A 23,970-nucleotide genomic window follows, 5' to 3' on the forward strand; every position below is an offset into this window, starting at 1 on the left:
TGGCCAATTATGGGTCATGTCTTTTTTTATTTAGGTGATGTTAAAGCTCATTGTTGATTTTGACACTATGTTGATTGGAGCGGAAATCAACAGGCAGTATACAGAGCTTTTATTTATTGCAACAAAATCTATCTGACAAAATCCGTTGTGAATAGTGGAAAATTCTGTTTTTTTGATTACAGAAAGTGACACACTTCAGCCATGCAAGTACGTTATACTTTTTCGTAAACAGAAAGGAAAAGCTGACAATTTAAAGGGAGGAAGCTCGCCTGACTATTTATTTAGATGTGATTTGGGCACTAAATTTGTTTTTTGATAGCCTGCTTCTGTATTTAACAGCTATTTTTCTAAAAAGAGAAATTAAATTAGGGAGACTACTTGCCGGCGGATTTATTGGTTCAATGATAATTTTATTATCATTTACGCCATTAAATGTCTATACAAGCCATCCAATTTCAAAATTCATGTTTTCAATCTTGATGGTGTTAATTACCTTTGGGTATAAGCGAATGACTTTTTTCATTAAAGCCTTAATGACGCTATATGTTTCAACCTTTTTAATTGGCGGGGCATTAATGGGGGCACATTATTTTATTCAATATGACTCTGAATTGACAACTAAGGTCCTAATGACCAGTGTAAAAGGTTTTGGAGACCCAATTAGTTGGGTATTCGTTCTTATTGGTTTTCCGGTTGCCTGGCATTTCTCAAGAAAAAATGTAGAAAGTATGGAGATGACCAAAATTCAATTTGATCAAATTGTTAAAGTAACCGTGCAAATTGACAATGAAACACTTACTTTTAAAGGATTAGTGGATAGTGGAAACCAACTTTATGATCCGTTGTCAAAGCTTCCTGTTATGTTCGTCTCAATTAAAAACCAACTAGATACAATCCCAGAAACGATACAGAAACTGGCGGATGATCCAGAAATACTTTTAAAAGGGAGTGGAGAAATCCCAGAGGAATGGCAAAGCAGGCTCAGGATCATCCCTACTCGCGTAATCGGACAAGAGCATCAGCTTATTATAGCGGTTAAACCTGAAAGCATATTGATCGAACATAACGGCACTCAGTATCTATGTGAAAAAGGCCTTGTATCTTTTACAATAAAGCAACTCTCTAGTGAGGATGCATTTCAATGCATTGTTCATCCAAAAATGCTAACTGGGCATAAACAGCAAACTGAAACCGTTAAGGTGAGTTAATATTACTATACTCAGAAAAACATATTTTAGAAGGAGGAACACGCATGAAAAAATGGAGGATTCGCTTATCCTACTACTGGTATAAACTATTAATGAAATTGGGCTTAAAAACGGATGAAGTTTATTATATTGGTGGCAGCGAAGCATTACCGCCTCCTTTGAGTAAAGATGAAGAAGAGTTGTTGTTAAAAAAACTACCTGGTGGTGATAAAGCCGCAAGGTCGATATTAATTGAACGTAATCTCCGTCTAGTTGTATATATTGCTAGAAAATTTGAGAATACAGGTATTAATATCGAGGATTTAATTAGTATCGGGACCATTGGATTGATTAAAGCCGTAAATACCTTTAATCCTGAGAAAAAAATAAAACTTGCTACATACGCCTCTAGATGTATCGAGAATGAGATTCTCATGTACTTACGACGTAATAATAAGATCAGATCAGAGGTTTCCTTTGATGAACCTTTGAACATTGATTGGGATGGAAATGAGCTTTTATTATCTGATGTATTAGGAACAGATGATGATATTATCACAAAAGACCTAGAGGCCAATGTGGACCGAAAGTTATTAACAAAAGCACTGCATCAGCTTACAGACCGTGAAAAACAAATAATGGAGCTTCGGTTTGGTCTGACCAACGGGGAAGAAAAAACCCAAAAAGACGTAGCTGACATGCTGGGAATTTCCCAATCCTATATATCAAGATTAGAAAAAAGAATCATAAAAAGACTAAGAAAAGAATTTAATAAGATGGTTTAAGAAAAGAAAATTTTTTTCATTCGAAAAACCTAAGAATTTCGCGACTTAATTACATTTTTCGACAAATATGCACTTGTCCACCATCGTGGATAAGTGCATATTTTTCCTCCTCAAGGAAATACTGTTTTTTGTACAGCAACTCCTGTGAGGAGGGAAAAGGATTGACTCGAAATAAAGTTGAAATTTGCGGTGTGGACACAGCAAAACTTCCTGTATTAAAAAATGAAGAAATGAGAATACTCTTCAAGCAAATGCAAGAGGGCGATAATTATGCCAGAGAAAAGCTCGTCAACGGTAATTTACGACTCGTATTAAGTGTCATTCAACGATTTAACAATCGAGGCGAGTTTGTTGACGACCTGTTTCAGGTTGGCTGTATTGGACTGATGAAATCAATCGATAACTTTGATTTAGGTCAAAACGTAAAGTTTTCGACTTATGCCGTACCAATGATTATTGGAGAAATTCGAAGGTATCTACGTGATAATAATCCAATTCGCGTTTCAAGGTCCTTGAGGGATATAGCTTATAAGGCCCTCCAAGTAAGGGAGCGATTGATGAGCGAAACTTCACGTGAACCCACTGCAGAAGAAATTGCAAAGGTCTTAGAAGTTCCACACGAAGAAATCGTGTTCGCCCTTGATGCCATACAGGACCCAGTGTCCCTTTTCGAGCCAATTTATAATGATGGCGGCGACCCAATTTATGTAATGGACCAATTAAGCGACGAGAAAAATAAAGATATTCACTGGATTGAAGAAATTGCTTTAAAAGAAGGAATGCGAAGGTTAAACGATCGTGAAAAATTAATTTTACGTAAACGATTTTTTCAAGGAAAAACACAAATGGAAGTCGCGGATGAAATCGGGATATCTCAAGCTCAGGTTTCTCGACTAGAGAAAGCGGCCATAAGACAAATGAATAAAAATATTCAAAGTTAAGCTGTCCTTTGGGCAGCTTTATTTTTATTCTTTTTACTAAAATGATATCAACAATCATATATTTTCTATAGTAATAAAACTGGGAGTGAGAGATGATGGTGAAAATTTCCGAATTCCAAATAAAAGATGTGGTTAATGTATCAGACGGAAAAAGGCTTGGTAATATAGGTGATATAGAGATCAATTTAACCACAGGTAAAATTGATGCCGTCGTGATTAGTGGCAGCGGCAGAGTACTTGGCTTTTTTGGAAAAGATGATGACGTGGTTATTCCGTGGAAAAATATCATTAAAATTGGTCAGGACGTAATTTTGGTAAGGTATAAAGGAAATGAAGAGAGATTTCCAGCGGAAACAGAGGTTTGACAATAGTTATTTGCGGTGACCATTTTTTCATTTCATGGTAAACTATAGAAAAAAACAAAAGAGGTATGGTAATGGAACCCTTTGTTTTAAAGAATGAGTCATTTTTTTCAATAGAAAGCTGGATAAGGCAATTTCCTGGTTTGGCTGCGGGTATGACAACCAAAAATGGAGGAGCGAGTAAAGGGAATTACGAAACCCTAAACCTTGGCTTTCATGTTGGAGATGACAGAAGCGATGTTTGCATCAACCGAGGAAAAGTTTCTGAACTTCTGAAGTTTCCTCTAAACACCTGGGTTGGGGCAGAACAAACACATGGTATTCATCTTAAGAAAATTTCAAAAGCAGATCGAGGTAAAGGGTCAAAATCCTATGAAGATTCTTTTAAAGACACTGATGGTTTTTATACGAATGAGGAGGGTATTCTTTTATCGCTTTGCTTTGCCGACTGCGTCCCTCTTTTTTTTATTGCACCTGAATCAAGGATGATTGGAATTGCTCATGCTGGCTGGAAAGGGACCGTTGGTCAAATTGCCAAGGAAATGATAAATGCATGGGGAAGAGAAGGAATTAATCCCCAACAGATTTTTGTGGCAATTGGCCCATCAATTTGTGAAAAATGTTATATTGTTGATCAGCGTGTTATAAATTTAGTTGAAAATACACTAGTAGATGTCGAAACATTACCCTATAATTTAATTAATGATGGCCAATACTCTTTAGATTTACGTGAAGTAAACAGACAAATTATTGTCAATTCAGGTGTACCTGATATTAATATTCAGATGACTGGATTTTGTTCTAGTTGTGATAAAGAGTTTTTTTCCTACCGACGTGATCAAGGTAGGACAGGAAGAATGGTAAGTTTTATTGGCTGGAAGGAGACTACGAAAAGTTTATGAGGGTTGCAGTAAAGTTTGAACAAATAAAACAACAAATTATTGAGACATGCCATCGAGTAGAGCGGGACCCTGAAGAGGTGAAAGTGATAGGCGTTACGAAATATGTTAGTACGGAGAGAGCTATTGAAGCATTACAAGCTGGCATCATAAATTTAGGTGAAAATCGTGATGAGGGGCTCCTTCATAAGTGGGAAGTTCTTAAGGACAAGCCTAATTGGCATTACATTGGTTCGCTTCAGACGCGAAAAGTAAAAAATATAATTAATATAGTTGAATATATTCATTCTTTGGACCGGATTTCTCTTGCAGAAGAAATCAATAAACGAGCAGAACAAAAGGTAAAATGCCTGGTTCAAGTCAACGTCTCTGGAGAAGAATCTAAGCACGGCTTAAGTCCTGAAGGTGCGATAGTCTTTATTGAATCGCTTCGCAAATTTGAGAGGATTAGCGTGGAAGGTTTAATGACAATGGCACCATTAACGGATGATGAAGACCAAATTCGAGAATGTTTTCGCAAATTAAGAGAACTTCGCGATCAAGTTCAAGCTCTAAATTTAGATTACGCCCCATGCACAGAGCTTTCGATGGGTATGTCTAATGATTATGTAATTGCTATTGAAGAAGGGTCAACAATGGTAAGAATAGGCACAGCTCTTGTTGGTGAAGATGGTTAGGAGAGAAGATAATGACGATTAAATCAAAATTAAAAACATTTTTCTTTTTAGATGATGAATATGATGATACTAATGATGATTATGCACAAACAGTTGAACCGGCTCCTGTAAAGCAAAAGCAACAGCATCTGCCAGTGGTAAAAAACCAAAATGTTGTTAGCTTGCAAAGCGTCCAAAAAACTACCACTTCATCAAAGTCATCCAAGGTAATATTAGTTGAACCACGTACATATTCTGAGTCAACTGATATTGCAGACCATTTAAAAAATCGCCGGGCAGTTGTAGTGAACCTGCAGCGGATTGATAGTGAACAAGGCAGGCAAATTGTTGATTTTCTAAGCGGAGTTGTCTATGCCCTCGGGGGTGACATTCAAAAAATTGGTTTAAGTATATTTTTATGTACTCCTGATAATGTTGAGGTGTCAGGAAATATATCCGATCTGATTCCTGACTTTGATAATCAAAATATGAGGTGGTAATGTTAAATGGCATTTGTATTTAGTTTATTACAACAGTTAATTCAAGTTTATTCGTGGGCATTAATTATTTATATTTTAATGTCCTGGTTTCCAAATGCTAGAGAGTCCTCAATTGGTCAATTTTTAGCAAAAGTTTGTGAACCTTATTTAGAGCCATTTAGAAAAATCATCCCACCTCTTGGTATGATGGATATATCACCTATTGTTGGATTTCTTGTTTTAAACTTTGCGAGCAGTGGTTTAGGCAGTGTATATCGCTGGCTTGCATAAGAATACTGAAACTAGGTTGTGTTTTGAAAAATGAATATTTACCAGCATTTCCGGCCAGAAGAACGAGAATATATTGACCAAGTGTTAAATTGGAAGGATTATGTCGAGACGCAATATACTCCTAAGTTAACAGATTTTCTTGATCCAAGGGAACAGCATATTCTAAAAATATTAATTGGTGAACATGGCCAAGTAAATTATAAACTTTTTGGCGGCAGCCCGAATGTTGAACGAAAAAGAGCCTTAATCTTTCCAGATTATCTAACCGCCACGGAAGAAGAATTTCAAATCAGTCTTTTTGAAATCCATTATCCAACCAAGTTCGTCACGATCGAACATCGACAGGTATTGGGTACGTTAATGTCTTTAGGGCTAAAGCGAGGGAAATTTGGTGATATCCTCAATAAGGATGATAAATGCCAATTTTTCGCTGCAAAGGAAATAAGCGACTATATAAAAACTAATGTCGAAACAATTGGCAGGGCTGGCGTTAAACTAACTGAAACAGATATCGAGAATGCCATCCGTACCAATGAATTATTGGTCGATAGTGATTTAACAGTATCTTCACTACGATTGGATACTGTTATTTCAGGTATTTATCATGTATCACGGCAAAAATCACAACTTCTTATTCAACAAGGGCTCGTGAAAGTGAATTGGACATTAACCGAAAATCCTTCATTTGAATGCGATGTTGGTGATATGATTTCAGTTAGAGGATACGGAAGAGCAAAAATTCTCGCCATCGAAGGGAAAACAAAAAAAGAAAAATGGCGAATAAATGTCGGAAAACAAAAATAACTACATAAGTAAAGAAGGAAATTCGAAGAATGTTGTCGAATAATTGCTTATACATATAGAATTAGAGATTGTATGGAGGTGGCATCAATGCCGTTAACACCGTTGGATATTCATAATAAAGAGTTTAATAAGGGTTTTAGAGGATATGATGAAGATGAAGTGAACGAATTTCTCGATCAAGTCATCAAAGATTATGAATTAGTACTCAGAGAGAAAAAAGAAATGGAAGAACGCTTAAACGATATGAATGAGCGTCTTGGTCATTTTGTTACTATTGAGGATACTCTGAATAAATCAATCATCATTGCTCAAGAAGCTGGGGAAGATGTAAAACGTAATGCCCAAAAGGAAGCGAAGTTAATCATTAAGGAAGCAGAGAAAAACGCGGATCGAATTGTCAATGATTCACTTTCAAAAGCAAGGAAAATTGCTCTTGAAATCGAGGATTTAAAAAAACAATCCAAAGTATTCCGAACTCGGTTTAAAATGTTGATTGAAGCTCAGCTTGATATGTTGAACACGGATGATTGGGATCACTTATTAGAGTATGAGGTTGATGCGACAGAGCTAAAAGTTCATCAAGAAGAAGATTCATTAGCTTGACGAAATGCGTTTTTTTAGCATATAATTTCTTAACAGTTATAAAGAATGGTCAATGACGATGAAAGGGAAAGTACAATTTTCTATGGCTTTTTAAAAGCGAGTCGGGGGTGGTGGAAGCCCGGTAAAGTTGAAAATTGGAAAATCACCCTCGAGTTCCAGGTCGAACCTCCTTCTTTAAGGATAGTAGGCTTAGGCGTGTTATTCACGTTACGAATGTTTAAGAGGGTAGAACGATTATTTCGTACTATTTATCAGGGTGGTACCGCGGGAAAAAAACCTTCTCGTCCCTATTTTGGGATGAGAGGGTTTTTTTGTTTGTCTATTGGCTATTCTTTGTTATATGAAGAGGATTACAGGAGGAAGAAAAGATGGAATATAAAAATACGTTATTAATGCCGCAAACTGAATTTCCGATGCGTGGTAATCTTCCACAAAGAGAACCTGAGATTCAGGCAAAATGGGAAGAGATGAATATTTATAAAAAAGTCCAGGAACGGACCAAAGGACGTCCTATGTTTGTTTTACATGATGGTCCTCCGTATGCAAATGGTGATATCCATATGGGCCATGCCCTTAATAAAATTTTAAAAGATATGATTGTCCGTTATAAATCTATGAGTGGTTATCATGCACCATACGTACCTGGCTGGGATACACATGGACTCCCTATTGAGCAGGCGTTAACCAATAAGGGAGTGAAACGCAAAGAAATGACGGTTGCAGAATTCCGTCAACTTTGTACAAAATATGCTCTTGAACAAATTGATAATCAACGTGAACAATTTAAACGTCTTGGTGTTCGTGGTGACTGGGAAAATCCTTATATTACTCTTAACCCAGCATATGAAGCACAACAAATTAAGGTTTTCGGTGAAATGGCCAAAAAGGGTTATATTTATAAAGGTCTTAAGCCTGTCTATTGGTCCCCTTCAAGTGAATCAGCACTTGCAGAAGCAGAGATTGAATATCAGGATAAAAAGTCTGCATCCATTTATGTGGGCTTTAAGGTAAGGGATGGTAAAGGTGTCCTTGACACGGAAACCCAAATTATTATCTGGACGACTACTCCATGGACAATTCCTGCAAACTTAGGAATTTCAGTGCATCCTGATTTAACTTATGTAGTGGTATCTGCAAATGAAAACAAATACCTAGTTGCTGAAGCTCTTCTGGAAGAAGTTTCGAAGGTAATTGGCTGGGAAGAAGCAACAGTTATTCAGAAGGTAAAAGGAAATGAATTAGAGCATATTCTTGCCATCCATCCTCTATATGGTCGTGATTCATTGGTCATGTTAGGTGAACATGTAACAACTGATGCCGGTACTGGATGCGTTCATACAGCACCAGGCCACGGGGAAGATGACTTCCATGTAGGTCAAAAATACGGTTTAGAAGTATTATGCCCTGTAGATGATAAAGGCGTGATGACAAGTGAAGCACCGGGCTTTGAAGGATTATTTTACGATAAAGCTAATAAACCAATTACACAAGCATTAGAAGATGCAGGTGCACTACTTAAGCTTTCGTTTATAACTCACTCTTATCCTCACGACTGGAGAACGAAGAAGCCGGTTATCTTCCGTGCTACAGCCCAGTGGTTTGCTTCTATTAAGGATTTCCGTAATGAATTACTCGATGCGGTGAAGGAAACCAAGTGGATTCCTGCTTGGGGTGAAACGCGGTTATTTAATATGGTGCGTGACCGTGGGGACTGGTGTATTTCCCGTCAACGTGTCTGGGGGGTACCAATTCCTGTTTTTTATGCAGAAAATGGGGAAGAAATCATCACTGATGAAACGATCAATCATGTTTCAGATTTATTCCGTGAGTATGGTTCTAATATTTGGTTTGAACGTGAGGCAAAAGATTTACTTCCGGAGGGCTTTACCCATCAAGGAAGTCCAAACGGAACATTTACAAAGGAAACGGATATCATGGACGTGTGGTTTGATTCAGGTTCCTCACATCAAGCAGTGTTACTTGAAAGAGATGATTTAGTTCGACCTGCCGACCTTTATCTTGAAGGCTCTGATCAGTATCGTGGCTGGTTTAACTCGTCATTATCAACTGCGGTAGCTGTGACAGGTGAAGCACCGTATAAAGGAGTATTAAGCCATGGCTTTGCTCTTGACGGTGAAGGTAGAAAGATGAGTAAATCAATCGGGAATGTAGTAATCCCTGCAAAAGTGATGAATCAATTAGGCGCAGATATCTTACGCCTTTGGGTTGCTTCCGTTGATTATCAAGCAGATGTTCGTGTTTCCGATGCTATTTTGAAACAGGTTGCTGAAGTGTATCGTAAAATTCGAAATACTTTCCGATTCTTATTGGGGAATTTAGCAGACTTTACCCCTGCAGATAGAGTTCCTTATGAAAATCTACGGGAAGTCGATCAATTCATGCTTGTTAAATTAAATAAGCTGATTAAAAATGTTCGTAAGGCCTATGAAAACTATGAATTTGCAGGTATTTATCATGCGATTAATAATTTCTGTACCCTTGATTTAAGTTCATTCTATCTAGATTTTGCAAAAGATGTCCTTTATATTGAGGCAACAGATAATCATGAGCGTCGTGCGATCCAGACAGTTTTATATGAATCACTTTTCGCATTAACTAAGTTGGTTTCGCCAATTCTGTCCCATACAGCTGATGAGGTGTGGAAATTCATTCCATCTGTAACAGAAGAAAGTGTTCAATTGACTGACCTTCCAGAATACCAGGAGTTGAGCAATGCAAATGCTTTGGAAGAAAAGTGGACTGAATTCATGAATCTGCGTGATGATGTGTTAAAAGCACTTGAAGAAGCCCGTAATCAAAAGGTGATTGGTAAATCGTTAACCGCAAAAGTAACCCTGTATGTTAATGAAAAATCGAGACAGCTATTAGATTCTATTGATGAAAATATGAAACAGTTGTTTATTATCTCAGGCTTCGAAGTAGCGGGAACATATGAGGAAGCACCTGAACATGCGGTGAAGTTAGAAACTGCATCCATTGTTATTACGAAAGCTGAGGGAGAAACATGTGAGCGTTGCTGGATTGTTACACCGGAAGTAGGTCAAAATCCAGAACATTCCACACTTTGCAACCGTTGTGCGGACGTAGTAAAAGAAAACTATACCCATTTAGCATAAATAAAGTGAAGCCCTGTGCAAAAATGCACAGGGCTTTTAATTTTTTCCTTCTCCGTTAATTGTTGTAGTTGTTGTCAAATGTTTTTCCGAGTTAAGTAATTGATGACGGAAATAATAAGAAAAATGAGTAACGGAGGTAACAACTATGAATGCATCGCAGGAAAAGCTGTTCTTTGAACTCCGTCAAACGAAAGAAGAAATCGAATATTCGTTAAAAAATAAACAAGGAAAAAATTGGTTTACAACCATTTTGGAAGAGGAATTGTCAGATACTATTACAGCAATCCAAAAGTTAGAAAATGGGAATTTTGGGCAATGTGAAATTTCCGGTGAATTTTTATCCGCTGATTTATTAAAGATGATTCCCACCTTAAAATCACAAAGAGACTCAGAGTATTTGGAAAGTTACTTCAAAAAATCAATTTACCATTCTTAATTAATAATGTTCCATTTTCGTTTAGCGAAAAAGTATGCTAAAATGCTTAAGAAGTATGAAAAGCGAAAGCGCCTAGAATCGCAAGTCTAGGTTGATGTGGAGGTATTTCTTAGTGTTTTATTACTTAATCGCTCTTTTTGTTATTTTATTAGATCAAATTACGAAATGGTTAATTGTAAGCAACATGTATCTAGGAGAAAGTATTACCATCATTGATAAAATTTTCTATATTACTTCTCATCGTAATCGTGGAGCAGCATGGGGGATATTACAAGGTCAAATGTGGCTTTTTTATGTAATTACTGTCATTGTAATAGTTGCTATTATGTATTATCTATACAAAGCAGTAAAAGGAAAATGGCTGCTAGGGTTATCGTTAGCATTAATGCTCGGAGGTGCCATAGGCAATTTTATTGACCGTGTGATTCGTAAGGAAGTTGTCGACTTCATTCATACGTATGTTTTTGGCTATAATTTCCCAGTCTTTAATATCGCAGACTCAGCTTTAGTGATCGGTGTCATCATGTTAATGATTCAAATGTTGCTAGAAGAGAGAGAATCAAAGGAGAAATCATATGGAGAAAATGGAACACACCATTCTTGAGGAGCAAAAAGGAGATCGGATTGATAAGGTGATCTCAAGCTTTGATGAAGAATGGTCCCGAACACAAGTACAGCAATGGATAAAAGAAGGTAATGTCCTTGTGAACGGACAACAGATTAAAACCAATTATAAATGCAGCACAAATGATAAAATTGAGATCACAATACCAGACCCAGAAGAACTAGATGTTTTACCTGAAGATCTAAACTTAGAAATTTTTTATGAAGATAAAGATGTATTGGTTGTAAATAAACCAAGAGGGATGGTTGTTCATCCGGCACCAGGGCATTTGTCAGGGACATTAGTCAATGGTTTAATGTTCCACTGTAAGGATTTATCGGGTATTAATGGTGTATTAAGACCCGGGATTGTTCACCGGATTGATAAAGATACTACTGGGCTGTTGATGGTGGCCAAAAATGATATGGCTCACGAAAGCCTTGTCAATCAATTGGTGGCAAAAACTGTCACTCGTAAATATAAAGCGATTGTCCATGGTGTCATTCCACATGACTTTGGAACTGTTGATGCTCCGCTAGGCAGGGATACAAAAGACCGCCAAAGCATGACAGTTGTTGACCACGGAAAACATGCCGTCACGCATTTCCATGTGATTGAACGGTTTAAAGACTTTACTTTTGTAGAATGCCAATTAGAAACTGGTCGAACACACCAAATTCGTGTTCATATGAAATATATTGGCTATCCTCTCGCTGGTGATCCAAAATATGGACCGAAAAAAACACTGGACATAGAAGGACAAGCCTTGCATGCAGGTGTGCTTGGATTTAACCACCCGAGAACTAACGAATATTTAGAATTTGAAGCGCCGCTTCCAGAAGATATCGAATTGTTGCTAACACAGCTTCGAAATAATCGTTGACATAGTTGTTTATTTAAAGTAAGATGATTTTAGCTTAATAAGCCTTTAAAACAGTCCCGAGAGGCTGAGAAGGAAACGGTTAAGATTATGGTCATACTATGTCCATATCTATGAATTAACTTGTTAACCTCTCACCAGAATTGGGTGAGAGGTTTTTTATTTTTACTAAAGAAGAAGGTGTAATATGAACCAAAAAGCTGTTGTCCTTGATGAACAAGCTATCGGTAGAGCGCTGACTAGAATTGCCCACCAAATTATTGAAAAAAACAAAGGTATAGAGGACTGCATTCTGGTTGGTATCCGGACGAGAGGCATCTATCTTGCGGATCGACTTGCAGCAAAAATTGAAGAGATTGAGGGCAAGTCGATTGCTATAGGTGAGATAGATATTACCCTTTATCGAGACGATTTAACTAAGAAGACGGAAAGTCAAGAGCCACTTGTTAAAGGCTCAGTTATTCCGGTTGGTATAAATAATAAAAAAGTAATTCTTGTTGATGATGTTTTATATACGGGAAGAACAGTTAGAGCTGGGCTGGATGCCTTAATGGATATAGGACGCCCATCAGTTATCCAACTTGCGGTATTAGTCGACCGAGGACATCGTGAGCTCCCAATCCGGGCAGATTATGTAGGGAAAAATATCCCAACGTCAAGTGACGAAAAAATCGTTGTTGAGTTAGCCGAAGTGGATAAGGTTGATCAAGTAAGTATCTTTGAAAAATAAATAGCAACCCTTTTAAATTTAGTCCTGTGAGGCTGACAAAGGGGAATATGCCAACATGAGACTTCATTATGGCATTTCCATGCCCTCTTTGTACCCTTATTGGCAAAGAGGGTTTTTTTTATGAAAAAAATAGATACTAATAAAATGTAGTATATCAAATGGAGGAAATCCAATTGAACAATAAACCAATCCTAGACGTAAAAGAGATTCCAAAACCATTTCAATGGATAACATTAAGCTTACAGCATTTGTTTGCTATGTTCGGTGCAACAATACTTGTTCCCTACCTGGTGGGTTTAAGCCCAGCGATTGCACTTATTTCAAGTGGACTTGGAACATTGGCGTTTTTAATAATAACTAAATTCAAGGTTCCTGCTTATCTGGGTTCATCCTTTGCCTTTATCGCACCTGTCATTGCTGCCAAAACAGCAGGCGGCCCTGGTGGTGCGATGGTCGGTACTTTTCTAGCAGGATTAGTTTACGGAATTGTTGCACTTGTCATAAGCAAGGCGGGGCACCGCTGGATCATGAACCTGCTGCCGCCAATTGTTGTCGGCCCAGTTATCATTGTTATCGGATTAGCTCTATCTGGAACTGCAGTGAATATGGCAATGAATAATCCTGCGACTGGAAAGTACAGCTTGCTTCATTTCTCCGTCGCACTTGTTACCTTGGCAGCGACGATTATTTTCTCGATCTATGCAAAAAAAATGTTAAGCATGATCCCTATCTTAGCAGGGATAATTGTGGGATATATCTATGCACTACTAGTTGGGATCGTCGACTTCAAACCAGTATTAGATGCTAAATGGTTTGAAATGCCTGAATTTATCCTTCCATTTGTAAGTTATAAAGTAAAATTCACTTGGGATATAGTCCTTTTAATGGTACCAGTTGCAATTGTAACTTTATCGGAACATATCGGACACCAGTTAGTACTAAGTAAAGTAGTTGGTCGTGATTATATTAAAGACCCCGGCTTGCACCGCTCGATTCTTGGTGATGGAACAGCAACAATTATTTCTGCCTTGGTTGGCGGCCCACCCAAAACAACTTATGGTGAAAACATTGGTGTCCTTGCCATTACACGAGTATACAGTGTGTATGTCATTGCTGGTGCAGCAGTCTTCGCTATCATCTTTGGTTTTATTGGAAAAATAACGACCTTAATCGGGACCATTCCAACACCGGTTATGGGCGGAGTTTCGATTCTGCTTTTCGGAATTATTGCTTCTTCAGGGTTGCGAATGCTGGTTGATAGCAAAATTGATTTTGGAAACAAGCGGAACCTTGTCATATCTTCTGTCATCCTGGTGATTGGCATCGGTGGCGCTGTGATAAAAGTATCTGATTCATTGCAAATCCAAGGTATGGCATTGGCAGCAATTTGCGGGGTTCTCTTAAATCTCATCCTGCCTGGCAAAGAACCAATTAATGAAAATATGCTTGAGGAGAATCAATCCTCTGAAAAGCGGAAAACTGCATAATAAAGTTTCAACTTTTTAAATAAATCCAGAGAGATTTATAAGGGTGTAAGCTTGATGCCATGATTTTAGTCTCATGGATTAAGTCGTGAATTCTTACACCCTGAACCAACCAATGGTCAGGGTGTTTTTTATCAAAATGAGAGGCGGGAATAAGACGGATGATAAATCACTTACTAACCACAAATGAATTAAAGGTGGAGGAGATTAATCAAATCTTAGCAGATGCTCAGGGATTCAAAAATGGAATGAAGTGGCATCCTGAAGGGCAAATGTTTACTGCCAATCTATTTTTCGAACCAAGCACAAGAACTAAGAGCAGCTTTGAAGTGGCACAAAGAAGATTAGGATTAGAAGTTATCCCTTTTGAAGTTCTAACCTCAAGTGTTCAAAAAGGGGAGACACTTTATGATACTGTGAAGACCTTAGAATCAATTGGCGTAAATACGATTGTCATTCGTCATGATCAGGATCGATACTTTGATGAGTTAGTTGGGAAGATTAATATCCCAATCATAAATGGCGGTGATGGATGCGGACATCATCCAACACAATCGCTTCTAGATTTATTGACCATCCAACAAGAATTTGGCCAATTTGCAGGATTAAAAATTGCCATTATTGGAGACATCCGACATAGCAGGGTGGCGCGTTCCAATGCAGATGTTCTGACCAGGCTGGGAGCGGAAGTGGTTTTTTCTGGACCAGAAGAATGGTTTGATACTAGGAGTGTAGATATATCTAGGTATAGGCCTATTGATCAGGCAGTACAAGAAGCAGATGTAGTAATGCTGCTGCGAGTTCAACATGAACGGCACCATAATAAAAGCAGTTTTACAGCAAATGAGTACCATAAACAATTTGGGCTCACTTTAGAAAGAGAAAAAATGATGAAGTCGGGCAGTATCATTATGCATCCTGCTCCAGTAAATAGAAATGTAGAAATTGCTGATAGTCTTGTGGAGTGCAAGCGGTCAAGAATTTTTAAGCAAATGGAAAACGGTGTATATGTAAGAATGGCAGCAATTAAAAGATCAATTGAAAGTCTTGAAGGAGGAAAAAATTATGAACATTCTTATTCAGAACGCATGCTACATAGCCTCTAATGGGGAAACAAAACAAGCTGATATATTGGTAGAAAATGGTGTTATTGCAAAAATTGAAACGAACATTGATGCGATTGTGGATCGGATAGTGGATGCAGCTGGGAAGTTAGTTTCACCAGGATTTATTGATCTACATGTTCATCTTCGCGAGCCTGGCGGAGAAAAAAAGGAAACCATCGCTACAGGGACACTTGCCGCAGCTAGGGGCGGGTTTACAACAATAGCAGCGATGCCGAATACAAGACCGGTGCCTGACACCAAGGAACAAATGGAATGGCTGCAAAACAGAATCAGCGAAACAGCAAAGGTAAGGGTTTTGCCATATGCATCGATTACGACTAGACAGCTTGGCCAGGAACTAACTGATTTTGAGGCATTAAATGAAGCGGGAGCGTTTGCCTTTACCGATGATGGTGTCGGAGTTCAGTCGGCTGAGAGGATGCTAGCAGCCATGCGGAAAGCAGCAGCCAATAATATGGCAATCGTTGCACACTGCGAAGAAAACACGCTAATTAATAAAGGCTGTGTCCATGAAGGTTCTTTCTCAGAGAAACATGGCTTGAATGGTATTCCTTCCATCTGCGAATCAGTTCAGATTGCAAGAGATGTCCTCTTAGCTGAAGCCACAGGCTGTCATTATCATGTCTGCCATATTAGTACTAAGGAATCGGTTCGGGTGGTAAAGGATGCAAAACGAGCAGGCATTAATGTAACCGCAGAAGTATCACCGCATCATTTATTGTTATCTGAAGATGATATTCCAGGGCTTGATACGAATTTCAAGATGAATCCACCGCTTCGTGGTGCAGATGATAGAACGGCCCTAATCGAAGGACTTCTAGATGGAACGATTGATTTTATTGCAACCGATCATGCGCCGCATACAGCAGAAGAAAAAAGTGAAGGAATGGTTCTCGCTCCATTCGGAATTGTTGGACTAGAAACTGCGTTCCCACTGCTGTATTCACATTTTGTATTAAAAAATATCATCTCGCTTAACCAATTAATTGAATTTTTAACAATAAAACCAGCGGAAGCATTCGGGCTTCCATATGGAAGAATAGAAGTAGGCGCACCAGGAGATTTAGTAATCTTGAACCTCGATGAAGAATATGAAATTAAACCAGAAGAATTCTTATCAAAAGGAAAAAATACTCCATTTGGCGGCTGGAAATGTAAAGGATGGCCTGATATGACCATAGCTGGAGGGCAAATTGCTTGGGAAAAAGGATGTGTACTAGCATGAAAAAACAGCTTATCTTAGAAGACGGTACAATTTTTATCGGTAAAGGATTTGGCAGTGATACTGAAACGATAGGTGAAGTGGTGTTTAATACAGGGATGACTGGCTATCAAGAAATCCTTTCTGACCCATCCTATTGTGGACAAATTGTAACACTAACCTATCCGCTTATTGGTAACTATGGGATTAATCGTGATGATTTCGAATCAATCAATCCGGCTGTGAAGGGATTCGTTGTTAAAGAAGCGGCAGAATTCCCGTCCAATTGGAGAAGTGAATATACGTTGAATGAATATTTTGAAATGAAAAAAATCCCGGGAATTGCAGGGATTGATACACGAAAATTGACAAGAATTATCCGCCAATACGGAACACTAAAGGGAGCAATTTGCAGTATTGAAAAAGATGCAAATCAGGTTCTACAAAAATTGCGTGGAACATCACTTCCTATCGATCAGGTACGTCAAGTATCAACTAAAAATGCCTATCCTAGTCCTGGACGCGGGAAAAGAGTTGTACTTGTTGATTTTGGAATGAAGCATGGAATTTTACGTGAATTAAATCAGCGCGGCTGTGATGTGATCGTTGTACCATATCACACTACGGCTGAAGAAATTCTTCAATTAAGTCCAGACGGAATTATGCTGTCAAATGGACCTGGGGATCCAAAGGATGTACCAGAAGCAATCGATATGTTAAAAGGAGTATTAGGCAGAGTTCCATTATTCGGAATTTGTCTTGGCCATCAGTTATTTGCCCTGGCGTGCGGGGCGAACACCGAAAAAATGAAGTTTGGTCACCGCGGTTCCAATCAACCTGTCAAAGACTTAACTACAGGGAAAGTTGCGATTACTGCACAAAACCATGGATATACAGTTGAAGAAGAGTCAATCAAAAACACAAGATTACAAATTACTCATATAGCCATAAATGATGGAACGGTTGAGGGGTTAAAACACCTAGATTATCCGGCATTTACTGTTCAGTATCATCCGGAAGCATCTCCAGGACCTGAAGATGCAAACGGCTTATTTGATCAGTTTCTTGCCCTAATGGAAGAGAACAAACAGGAGGTTACAGCAAATGCCTAAACGTACAGATATCAACTCCATTTTAGTAATTGGTTCGGGTCCAATCGTCATTGGGCAGGCTGCAGAATTCGACTATGCCGGTACTCAGGCATGTATCGCTCTAAAAGAAGAAGGCTATCGTGTTATTCTAGTAAACTCTAATCCTGCAACCATCATGACAGATACAGAAATTGCTGATGCTGTTTATATCGAGCCATTAACAGTAGAGTTTGTCAGCAGAATTATTCGTAAAGAACGTCCAGACTCCCTTCTAGCTACTCTCGGCGGACAAACTGGTCTTAATCTGGCTGTTGAGTTGTCTGAATCCGGAGTTTTAGCTGAGTGCGAGGTTGAAATTCTTGGTACTAAACTTTCCGCGATTAAACAAGCAGAAGATCGGGACCTATTCCGCAGCTTAATGAATGAGTTAAACGAACCGGTACCTGATAGTGCAATCATTCATGAATTAGCTGAAGCTAAGGCTTTTGTTGAACAGATTGGTTTCCCTGTGATTGTCCGTCCTGCCTATACTCTAGGAGGAACGGGAGGCGGCATTTGTCATAATCCAGAAGAACTTGAGGAAATCATCGCAAGTGGACTAAAGCATAGTCCTGTGAATCAATGTTTGCTCGAAAAAAGTATTGCCGGTTTCAAAGAAATTGAATACGAAGTTATGCGTGATGGAAACGACAATGCAATTGTCGTTTGTAACATGGAAAATATTGATCCGGTGGGTGTTCATACTGGGGACTCCATTGTGGTTGCACCAAGTCAGACCCTAAGTGATCGAGAATATCAACTGCTAAGGAATGTATCACTAAAAATCATTCGTGCTTTAGGAATTGAAGGGGGCTGTAACGTTCAGCTGGCCTTAGATCCAGATAGCTACAATTACTTTATAATCGAAGTAAATCCACGTGTTAGCCGTTCTTCGGCATTAGCATCAAAAGCCACTGGTTATCCAATTGCCAAGCTTGCTGCAAAAATTGCCGTTGGCTTAACGCTGGATGAAATGTTGAACCCGGTTACTGGGAAAACGTACGCAAGTTTTGAACCAGCTCTCGATTATATTGTAACAAAAATCCCTAGATGGCCTTTTGATAAATTTGAATCAGGGAATCGTTCACTAGGGACGCAAATGAAAGCAACCGGGGAAATTATGGCGATTGGCCGGACGTTTGAAGAATCCCTATTAAAAGCCATTCGTTCCCTTGAGGCGGGCGTCTTCCATTTTGAATTAAATGGTGCGGAGGAAATTGATAATGAATTACTCGAGAAGCGGATTCGAAAAGCAGGAGATGAGCGTCTCTTCTACATTGCAGAAGCGTTAAAACGAGGACTTACTATAGAAACCTTGCATCAATGGAGTAAAATTGATTTATTTTTCTTGAAGAAAATGGAAGGGATTATATGTCTGGAAGCAAAAATTGCTTCTAATCCTTTTGATAACGAAATCCTTTTTGAAGCAAAGCAAAAAGGTTTTACTGATAAAAAAATCGCTGAACTTTGGAATAGTACTGAAAAAGAGATTTTTAACCTGCGCAAGAGCCTAGGGATTATCCCTGTTTATAAAATGGTTGATACTTGTGCAGCAGAATTTGAATCGGAAACACCTTATTACTATGGTACGTATGAAGAGGAAAACGAGTCGGTCGTAACGGACAGAAAAAGTGTGATTGTTCTCGGGTCGGGACCTATCCGTATTGGTCAAGGAATTGAGTTTGACTATGCTACTGTTCATTCGGTTAAAGCCATTAAGGAAGCAGGATATGAAGCAATTATTATTAATAATAACCCTGAAACGGTATCCACCGATTTCAGTATTTCCGATAAGCTTTACTTCGAGCCGCTGACGATTGAAGATGTCATGAGTATTATTGAGTTAGAAAATCCAATTGGGGTTGTGGTCCAATTTGGCGGGCAAACAGCTATCAACCTTGCCGCAGATCTTGCTGAAAATGGGGTCAAAATCCTTGGAACAAGCCTTGAAGATATAGACCGTGCTGAAAATAGAGATAAGTTTGAACATGCTCTTCAACAATTAAATATTCCGCAGCCGTTAGGGAAAACAGCCTTATCAGTGGAAGAAGCGGTGGTGATTGCCAACGAAATCGCCTATCCTGTTCTAGTCCGCCCATCCTATGTTCTTGGGGGAAGGGCAATGGAAATTGTCTACCATGAAGAGGAATTGCTACACTACATGAAAAATGCTGTAAAAATTAATCCAGATCATCCAGTGTTGATTGACCGCTATTTAACAGGTAAAGAAATCGAAGTAGATGCCATCTGTGATGGAGAAAATGTACTAATACCTGGAATTATGGAACATATCGAGCGAGCGGGGGTCCATTCTGGTGATTCGATTGCTGTTTATCCGCCGCAAACTCTTACTGAGACGGTAAAACAAACACTTGTGGAGTATACAGAGAAATTAGCAAAGGGCTTAAACATTATCGGATTATTAAATATCCAGTACGTTCTGGCAGGGGATCAAGTCTATGTGCTTGAGGTTAATCCGCGTTCAAGCCGTACGGTTCCTTTCTTAAGTAAAATAACGAATCTTCCAATGGCGAAAATAGCCACTAAAGCAATTTTGGGCGTATCGATTGTTGATCAAGGGTACATTCCTGGTCTTGCAACTGAAAAAGAAGGGGTTTTCGTAAAGGTTCCTGTTTTCTCCTTTGCTAAGCTCAAAAGTGTGGATATAACCCTCGGACCGGAAATGAAATCGACAGGGGAAGTAATGGGTAAGGATGTAACGCTTGAAAAAGCTCTTTATAAAGGATTAGTTGCTTCAGGTATGAATGTCCAAAAGTTTGGGACGGTATTGTTTACTGTAGCAGATAAAGATAAACAGGAAGCCTTAAAGCTGGCGAAGCGATTTTCCGCTAACGGTTATCGTTTAATGGCAACGAGCGGTACAGCAGCTGTTTTAGAGGCGGCTGGACTAAGAGTCAAAGAGGTCGGAAAGATTGGTTCGGAAGGAAAGACTCTTTTGGATGTCATTCAACATGGCGAAGCGCAATTTATAATTAATACACTGACCAAAGGTAAACAACCGCAACGCGACGGGTTTAGAATTCGCCGGGAAGCCGTTGAAAATGGAGTTCCGTGTTTAACTTCATTAGACACAGCAGATGCTATCCTAAAAGTGATTGAGTCGATGAACTTCTCGGCTGAAGCGATGGATTCAGTGAAAAAGGAGGCTGTCTTTGCTTGATTAAAAAAGAGTTATGCAAAATCAGCAGCCAAAAAGAAATTGCTGCAGACATATATGAGCTTACTGTAAAGGGAGAATTGGTCGGACAAATTAGTGCCCCGGGTCAATTCGTGCATATTAGGGTCTCAAATGGGTGGGACCCGCTTTTACGAAGGCCCATTAGTATCTCTTCCTTCGATAAAAAACAAAAGAGCATGACCATGATCTATCGCAAGGAAGGTAGAGGAACAACAATGCTAGCAGAATTGGGTCCAGGGAAGCAACTTGACATCCTTGGACCGCTCGGCAATGGCTTTCCTGTCGATGAGGTCAGCAAAGGTGAGACAGCCTTGCTTGTTGGCGGTGGAATCGGTGTTCCGCCACTATATGAACTTTCTAACCAATTAGTCGAAAAAGGTGTAAAGGTTATCCATGTACTAGGCTTTCAAACGGAAACGGCGGTTTTTTACGAAAAGGAATTTTTAGAAAATGGCGAAACCTATGTGACTACTGTTGACGGTTCCTATGGAAGGAAAGGATTTGTAACAGATGTTATGAAGGATTTACGATTTGATTGTATTTATACATGCGGACCAACACCAATGTTAAAGGCGATTGAACAAAGTTATTCGGATAAAAAAATGTTTTTATCATTAGAAGAACGAATGGGCTGCGGAATTGGGGCATGCTTTGCCTGCGTGTGTAAAAGTAAAGAAGACCCAACCGGAGTTGCCTATAAAAAGGTATGCAGCGATGGGCCCGTTTTTCGCGCCGGGGAGGTATTGATATGAGCCGTTTGAACATCGAATTACCGGGTTTAACACTGAAAAATCCTATCATGCCTGCCTCGGGATGTTTTGGATTTGGACGTGAGTACAGCCAATTTTATGATTTGAGTGTATTGGGCGCGATTATGATTAAAGCCACAACAGTAGAACCGCGGTTCGGAAATTTAACCCCAAGGGTAGCAGAAACAACATCAGGGATGTTAAATGCAATCGGATTGCAAAATCCAGGCCTTGAAAAAGTACTAGGCGCGGAGCTGCCTTGGCTCTCCCAGTACGATGTCCCGATTATCGCAAATGTTGCAGGTTCACTCGAAGAGGATTATGTGGAGGTTGCTCGCCGTATTTCAAAAGCACCAAATGTGCATGCATTAGAACTAAATATCTCTTGTCCAAATGTGAAAACGGGAGGAATTGCATTTGGTACAATACCTGAAGTAGCTAAGCAATTAACCCGGAAGGTAAAGGAAGTTTCCGAAGTGCCGGTGTATGTGAAATTGTCACCGAATGTTACTAATATTGTGGATATGGCGAAAGCGGTGGAAGCTGGGGGCGCCGATGGTTTAACCATGATAAATACACTTGTTGGGATGAGGCTTGATTTAAAAACGGGCAAACCGATTTTAGCCAATCGTACAGGCGGCTTATCAGGTCCTGCTATTAAACCTGTTGCCATACGGATGATTTATGAAGTCAGTCAGGCTGTATCCATTCCGATTATTGGCATGGGTGGAATTGAGTCGGCTGCCGATGTGATTGAGTATTTCTATGCAGGCGCAAGTGCCGTAGCAGTTGGAACTGCAAATTTTGTGGATCCCTTCGTATGTCCGACCATTATTGAGGAATTACCAGCTTTACTAGAAAAATTAGGCTTTGAACACATCAGTGAATGTACAGGAAGGAGCTGGAGAGAAGATGGACAACTCACTTATCATCGCGCTTGATTTTGCTAATGGCAGCGAAGTGAATCGTTTTTTGCAGCCTTTTGAAGGCAAGGAGCTTTTTGTGAAAGTTGGTATGGAGTTATTTTATCAAGAAGGCCCTTCAATCGTTCATCAATTAAAAGAAAAAGGTCATCATATTTTTCTGGATTTAAAGCTTCATGATATTCCGAACACTGTGAAAAGTGCGATGAAGGGGCTTGCCCGATTGGAATGTGACTTAGTTAATGTTCATGCTGCTGGGGGAAAAGAGATGATGGCAGCTGCACTTGAAGGACTGGAGGCAGGGACTTCTGCAGGACGGAAACGACCTGATTGCATCGCGGTAACACAGTTGACGAGTACATCAGAAGAGCAAATGAATAAAGAACAGCTCATTCCTGTTTCATTGGAAGAATCCGTTTTACATTATGCGTTACTTACAAAAGAAGCTGGCCTGGACGGTATCGTCTGCTCTGCCTGGGAAGCTGCTTTTATTAGGGAGAAAGCTGGGCAATCGTTTTTGACCGTATGCCCAGGAATTCGCATGGAGTCTGATCAGGTTGGGGATCAAAAGCGAGTGGCTACACCGGAATTTGCGAGAAATTCGGGGGTAAGTTCTATTGTTGTAGGGCGTTCGATTACTCGGTCAGTTGACCCAGTGAAAAGCTATGAAAAATGGATGGAAGCATGGAAGGGGATACGACAATGAAACACGTGATTGCTGAAAGATTATTAGAAATTAATGCGGTTGCCTTAAAGCCACAGGATCCATTTACTTGGACATCAGGGCTCCGGTCACCAATCTATTGTGATAATCGGCTAACACTCTCATTCCCGGCTGTTAGAAGAGAAATTGCTGCTGGCTTGCAAAAACTCATCCTTGAGAATTTTTCAGAAGCTGAAGTTATTGCTGGTACGGCGACAGCTGGGATTCCACATGCAGCTTGGGTGAGTGAGCTAATGGATTTACCAATGTGCTATGTTCGTTCAAAGGCAAAGGGGCATGGCAAAGGAAATCAGATTGAAGGCAAGGTTGAATCAGGTCAAAAAGTTGTCGTTGTTGAGGATTTAATTTCAACAGGGGGCAGTGTGATTACGGCAGTTCAAGCATTACGGGAAGCAGGCTGTGAAGTGCTTGGAGTTGTTTCTATTTTTACATATGGGCTGGAAAAGGGAAGAGAACTGCTTCAGGAAAACGGGATTAAGAGTATTTCTTTGACTGATTTTCCGACATTAATAGAAGTAGCGATTTCAAAAGGCAACGTTACGGCAGAGGATCAGAAAAGTCTGCTTTTATGGAGGAAAGATCCATCTGAATGGAGCAAACAGTTCGTTGAAACAGATTCGCTGATATAATCGAAAATAC

General features: G+C 39.4%; 24 protein-coding genes and 1 other annotated feature. All 24 genes read left to right on the forward strand.

What is annotated here, in order from left to right:
* The first annotated feature begins 275 nt into the window (after positions 1–275).
* The 24 genes from spoIIGA (at position 276) to pyrE (ending at position 23,960) form a co-directional block, all read left to right on the forward strand.
* On the forward strand, positions 276–1,208 hold the full coding sequence (gene spoIIGA / locus J7E66_RS11955) for a sigma-E processing peptidase SpoIIGA (protein ID WP_308162501.1): 933 nt from the start codon (positions 276–278) through the stop codon (positions 1,206–1,208).
* A 44-nt stretch (positions 1,209–1,252) separates the two neighbouring features.
* A complete protein-coding gene (gene sigE / locus J7E66_RS11960; protein ID WP_215000257.1) occupies positions 1,253–1,972 on the forward strand; it encodes an RNA polymerase sporulation sigma factor SigE in 720 nt (239 codons plus the stop codon).
* A 161-nt stretch (positions 1,973–2,133) separates the two neighbouring features.
* A complete protein-coding gene (gene sigG / locus J7E66_RS11965; RefSeq protein WP_215000258.1) occupies positions 2,134–2,913 on the forward strand; it encodes an RNA polymerase sporulation sigma factor SigG in 780 nt (259 codons plus the stop codon).
* Between the two features lie 95 nt (positions 2,914–3,008).
* The gene (locus J7E66_RS11970) at positions 3,009–3,278 is read left to right on the forward strand and encodes a YlmC/YmxH family sporulation protein (RefSeq protein WP_215000655.1); all 270 of its coding nucleotides are present in this window, start codon (positions 3,009–3,011) and stop codon (positions 3,276–3,278) included.
* 71 nt (positions 3,279–3,349) lie between these two features.
* Positions 3,350–4,177 carry a peptidoglycan editing factor PgeF gene (pgeF, locus tag J7E66_RS11975; RefSeq protein WP_215000259.1) on the forward strand — a complete coding sequence of 276 codons (828 nt, stop codon included), beginning with the start codon at positions 3,350–3,352 and terminating at the stop codon, positions 4,175–4,177.
* The gene (locus J7E66_RS11980; RefSeq protein WP_215000260.1) at positions 4,174–4,851 is read left to right on the forward strand and encodes a YggS family pyridoxal phosphate-dependent enzyme; all 678 of its coding nucleotides are present in this window, start codon (positions 4,174–4,176) and stop codon (positions 4,849–4,851) included. The genes pgeF and J7E66_RS11980 overlap by 4 nt, the downstream gene beginning before the upstream one ends.
* An 11-nt stretch (positions 4,852–4,862) precedes the next feature.
* The gene (locus tag J7E66_RS11985) at positions 4,863–5,330 is read left to right on the forward strand and encodes a cell division protein SepF (RefSeq protein WP_215000261.1); all 468 of its coding nucleotides are present in this window, start codon (positions 4,863–4,865) and stop codon (positions 5,328–5,330) included.
* Between the two features lie 6 nt (positions 5,331–5,336).
* Positions 5,337–5,600: a YggT family protein gene (locus J7E66_RS11990; RefSeq protein WP_215000262.1), complete on the forward strand. Its 264-nt coding sequence runs from the start codon at positions 5,337–5,339 to the stop codon at positions 5,598–5,600.
* A 30-nt stretch (positions 5,601–5,630) separates the two neighbouring features.
* The gene (locus tag J7E66_RS11995) at positions 5,631–6,404 is read left to right on the forward strand and encodes a YlmH family RNA-binding protein (protein ID WP_215000263.1); all 774 of its coding nucleotides are present in this window, start codon (positions 5,631–5,633) and stop codon (positions 6,402–6,404) included.
* 87 nt (positions 6,405–6,491) lie between these two features.
* Positions 6,492–7,007 carry a DivIVA domain-containing protein gene (locus tag J7E66_RS12000; protein WP_215000265.1) on the forward strand — a complete coding sequence of 172 codons (516 nt, stop codon included), beginning with the start codon at positions 6,492–6,494 and terminating at the stop codon, positions 7,005–7,007.
* A 49-nt stretch (positions 7,008–7,056) separates the two neighbouring features.
* Positions 7,057–7,299 (forward strand) — a binding site (T-box leader).
* 76 nt (positions 7,300–7,375) lie between these two features.
* Positions 7,376–10,144, forward strand: coding sequence for an isoleucine--tRNA ligase (gene ileS / locus J7E66_RS12005; protein ID WP_215000267.1), 2,769 nt, complete (start codon positions 7,376–7,378; stop codon positions 10,142–10,144).
* A gap of 145 nt (positions 10,145–10,289) precedes the next feature.
* Entirely contained in the window at positions 10,290–10,580 is a 291-nt protein-coding gene (locus J7E66_RS12010) for a hypothetical protein (protein WP_215000269.1), read from the forward strand.
* A gap of 94 nt (positions 10,581–10,674) precedes the next feature.
* Entirely contained in the window at positions 10,675–11,184 is a 510-nt protein-coding gene (gene lspA, locus J7E66_RS12015; protein WP_251032892.1) for a signal peptidase II, read from the forward strand.
* Positions 11,156–12,067: an RluA family pseudouridine synthase gene (locus J7E66_RS12020; RefSeq protein WP_215000271.1), complete on the forward strand. Its 912-nt coding sequence runs from the start codon at positions 11,156–11,158 to the stop codon at positions 12,065–12,067. Before lspA ends, J7E66_RS12020 begins: the two co-directional genes overlap by 29 nt.
* Positions 12,068–12,251: 184 nt before the next feature.
* Entirely contained in the window at positions 12,252–12,794 is a 543-nt protein-coding gene (gene pyrR, locus J7E66_RS12025; protein ID WP_215000273.1) for a bifunctional pyr operon transcriptional regulator/uracil phosphoribosyltransferase PyrR, read from the forward strand.
* Between the two features lie 158 nt (positions 12,795–12,952).
* Positions 12,953–14,281, forward strand: coding sequence for a solute carrier family 23 protein (locus J7E66_RS12030; RefSeq protein ID WP_374103846.1), 1,329 nt, complete (start codon positions 12,953–12,955; stop codon positions 14,279–14,281).
* A 161-nt stretch (positions 14,282–14,442) separates the two neighbouring features.
* A complete protein-coding gene (locus J7E66_RS12035; protein ID WP_215000663.1) occupies positions 14,443–15,384 on the forward strand; it encodes an aspartate carbamoyltransferase catalytic subunit in 942 nt (313 codons plus the stop codon).
* Positions 15,344–16,630 carry a dihydroorotase gene (locus J7E66_RS12040; protein WP_215000277.1) on the forward strand — a complete coding sequence of 429 codons (1,287 nt, stop codon included), beginning with the start codon at positions 15,344–15,346 and terminating at the stop codon, positions 16,628–16,630. The genes J7E66_RS12035 and J7E66_RS12040 overlap by 41 nt, the downstream gene beginning before the upstream one ends.
* Positions 16,627–17,718, forward strand: a complete 1,092-nt coding sequence (locus J7E66_RS12045) for a carbamoyl phosphate synthase small subunit (protein WP_215000279.1) — start codon at positions 16,627–16,629, stop codon at positions 17,716–17,718. The genes J7E66_RS12040 and J7E66_RS12045 overlap by 4 nt, the downstream gene beginning before the upstream one ends.
* On the forward strand, positions 17,711–20,917 hold the full coding sequence (carB, locus tag J7E66_RS12050; protein ID WP_215000285.1) for a carbamoyl-phosphate synthase large subunit: 3,207 nt from the start codon (positions 17,711–17,713) through the stop codon (positions 20,915–20,917). The genes J7E66_RS12045 and carB overlap by 8 nt, the downstream gene beginning before the upstream one ends.
* A complete protein-coding gene (locus tag J7E66_RS12055; protein ID WP_215000287.1) occupies positions 20,914–21,687 on the forward strand; it encodes a dihydroorotate dehydrogenase electron transfer subunit in 774 nt (257 codons plus the stop codon). The genes carB and J7E66_RS12055 overlap by 4 nt, the downstream gene beginning before the upstream one ends.
* The gene (locus J7E66_RS12060; protein ID WP_215000290.1) at positions 21,684–22,625 is read left to right on the forward strand and encodes a dihydroorotate dehydrogenase; all 942 of its coding nucleotides are present in this window, start codon (positions 21,684–21,686) and stop codon (positions 22,623–22,625) included. The genes J7E66_RS12055 and J7E66_RS12060 overlap by 4 nt, the downstream gene beginning before the upstream one ends.
* On the forward strand, positions 22,597–23,313 hold the full coding sequence (pyrF, locus tag J7E66_RS12065; protein WP_168242735.1) for an orotidine-5'-phosphate decarboxylase: 717 nt from the start codon (positions 22,597–22,599) through the stop codon (positions 23,311–23,313). Before J7E66_RS12060 ends, pyrF begins: the two co-directional genes overlap by 29 nt.
* Positions 23,310–23,960, forward strand: a complete 651-nt coding sequence (gene pyrE / locus J7E66_RS12070; RefSeq protein WP_215000292.1) for an orotate phosphoribosyltransferase — start codon at positions 23,310–23,312, stop codon at positions 23,958–23,960. Before pyrF ends, pyrE begins: the two co-directional genes overlap by 4 nt.
* The last annotated feature ends 10 nt before the right edge of the window (positions 23,961–23,970 follow it).

Source organism: Bacillus sp. ISL-7, assembly GCF_018613065.1.